General features: G+C 61.6%; 2 protein-coding genes. Both read left to right on the top strand.

All coding sequences use genetic code 11. From position 1 onward, the window contains the following. The first annotated feature begins 245 nt into the window (after positions 1-245). Positions 246-1997 (top strand): acetolactate synthase 3 large subunit, encoded by a 1752-nt coding sequence (locus IBX59_RS15050; protein WP_296377027.1) that lies wholly within the window; start codon positions 246-248, stop codon positions 1995-1997. A 70-nt stretch (positions 1998-2067) separates the two neighbouring features. After that, positions 2068-2631 carry an acetolactate synthase small subunit gene (gene ilvN / locus IBX59_RS15045; RefSeq protein WP_296377025.1) on the top strand — a complete coding sequence of 188 codons (564 nt, stop codon included), beginning with the start codon at positions 2068-2070 and terminating at the stop codon, positions 2629-2631. Positions 2632-2645 lie beyond the last annotated feature (14 nt).

The following is a 2645-nucleotide window of genomic DNA, read 5'->3' as shown; positions in this document are numbered from 1 at the left end:
TGCAACAAAGTTTCGTTTAGCGCGCTCTTTGCGACATTTTATCCATATGTGGCGGTTGACGGGGTGTTTTGGGGGGCTTAGAAGGGCGGGGCTTTAAGGGTGATATTATGGATGATGTCGTCGTGATCGTAGGACATACGCGCATGGGCCTTTGACAGGTTTGACCATAACGATCCCATGCGCCCCCGATGATCTTCGGGGGTTTTTTTATGCCAGGTGCAACCAGTGGACAGGATAACGGAACAATGACCAAGACCATGACCGGCGCAAGAATGGTGGTGCAGGCCCTGATTGATCAAGGGGTAGAGGTCGTGTTCGGCTATCCCGGCGGCGCTGTCCTGCCGATCTATGACGAGATTTTCCAGCAGGACCGCATCAAACACGTGCTGGTGCGCCACGAACAGGCCGCTGTGCATGCCGCCGAAGGTTACGCGCGATCGACCGGCAAACCCGGTGTGGCGCTGGTCACATCCGGCCCGGGTGCCACCAATGCGGTGACGGGCCTGACGGATGCGCTGATGGACAGCATCCCGATCATCGTGCTGACGGGCCAGGTGCCGACCTTCATGATCGGGTCGGACGCGTTTCAAGAGGCCGACACCGTGGGCATCACGCGGCCCTGCACCAAACACAACTGGCTGGTCAAGGACACCGACCGGCTGTCGGCGACCCTGCACGAGGCGTTCCATGTGGCGACCCAAGGGCGCCCCGGCCCGGTTCTGGTGGATATCCCCAAGGACGTGCAGTTTGCCACCGGCACCTATACGCAGGCGCGCGCGGTTGAAACGCATTACAACCCGCAGGTAAAGGGCGATCTGGCCGCGATCACCGAACTGGCCGCCGCGATGGAAACCGCCAAGCGCCCGGTGTTTTATACCGGCGGCGGGGTGATCAACGCAGGGCCCGCCGCGTCGCAGCTGCTGCGCGATCTGGTGGCGGCGACGGGCTTTCCCGTCACCTCGACCCTGATGGGTCTGGGGGCCTATCCGGCATCGGGCGATGCCTGGCTGGGCATGCTGGGGATGCATGGCCTGTATGAGGCGAACATGGCGATGCACGACTGCGACCTGATGATCAACATCGGCGCGCGGTTCGACGACCGGATCACGGGGCGGATCGACGCCTTTAGCCCGAAATCGAAAAAGGCGCATATCGACATTGACGCCAGCAGCATCAACAAGGTGATTCACGTCGATATCCCGATTTTGGGCGATGTGGCGCATGTGCTGGAGGATCTGATCAAGATCTGGAAATCCCGCGGGGCGAAAACCAACCGCGACGCACTGGCGAAATGGTGGGGCCAGATCAACGACTGGCGCGGGGTGGATTGCCTGAAATTCCGCCAGCAGGGCAAGATCATCAAACCACAATACGCCCTGCAACGGCTGGAGGCGCTGACCAAGCAGCACGACCGCTATATCTGCACCGAGGTCGGCCAGCACCAGATGTGGGCCGCGCAATATCTGGGGTTCGAAGACCCCAACCGCTGGATGACCTCGGGCGGGCTTGGCACGATGGGTTACGGGTTCCCCGCGTCGATCGGCGTGCAGATGGGCCACCCCGATGCGCTGGTCATCAATGTCGCAGGCGAGGCATCGTGGCTGATGAACATGCAGGAACTGGGCACGGCGATGCAATACCGGCTGCCGGTGAAACAGTTCATCCTGAACAACGAACGCCTTGGCATGGTGCGCCAGTGGCAGGAATTGTTGCATGGCGAGCGTTATTCCAACAGCTGGTCGGAAAGCCTGCCGGATTTTGTCAAACTGGCCGAGGCGTTCGGCGCCAAGGGCATCCAGTGCAGCGACCCCGACACGCTGGATGACGCGATCATGGAAATGATCACCCATGAAGGGCCGGTGGTGTTCGACTGTCTGGTCGAAAAGCACGAGAACTGTTTCCCGATGATCCCGTCGGGCAAGGCGCATAACGAAATGCTGCTGGGCGACGCCGACACCCGGGGCGCCATTCAGGGCGCGGGCGAGGCGCTGGTTTAGATCCTTCCCCCCTCGGTTCGGGCGCTGCCCTCAGCGCATAACGCCACAGACAACACAAAGGCCCACACCCATGTCCGCACTGAAAATCAAAAAAGGCTCCTCCAGCCATTCCGCCTATAACCTGCGCCCCACCTTTTCCGACGTGGAAGAACGGCACACGCTGGCGGTGCTGGTGGAAAACGAACCCGGCGTGCTGGCGCGCGTTATCGGGCTGTTTTCCGGGCGCGGCTACAATATCGACAGCCTGACCGTGGCCGAGGTGGACCATCTGGGCCACCGGTCGCGCATCACCATCGTGACCCGCGGCACGCCGCAGATCATCGAACAGATCAAGGCGCAGCTGGGCCGGATCGTGGATGTTCACGAGGTCCACGACCTGACGGTCGAGGGCGCATCGGTGGAACGCGAACTGGCGCTGTTGAAGGTGGCGGGCAGCGGCGATCACCGGGTCGAGGCGCTGCGCCTTGCCGATATTTTCCGCGCCCGCGTGGTCGACAGCACGTTGAGCAGCTTTGTCTTTGAAATCACCGGCACACCGGAAAAAATCGACGCCCTTGCCGAACTTATGCGCCCCCTCGGCCTGACCGAAATCGCCCGCACAGGCGTCGCCGCGCTGGCAAGGGGCGGAAAGTAAAAACGCCCCAGTGC

The sequence above is a fragment of the Yoonia sp. genome, from assembly GCF_014859355.1.
Lineage (GTDB): Bacteria > Pseudomonadota > Alphaproteobacteria > Rhodobacterales > Rhodobacteraceae > Yoonia.
The sequence above is the reverse complement of the archived record's forward strand: the minus strand, read 5'-3'. Positions and strand labels throughout refer to the sequence as shown.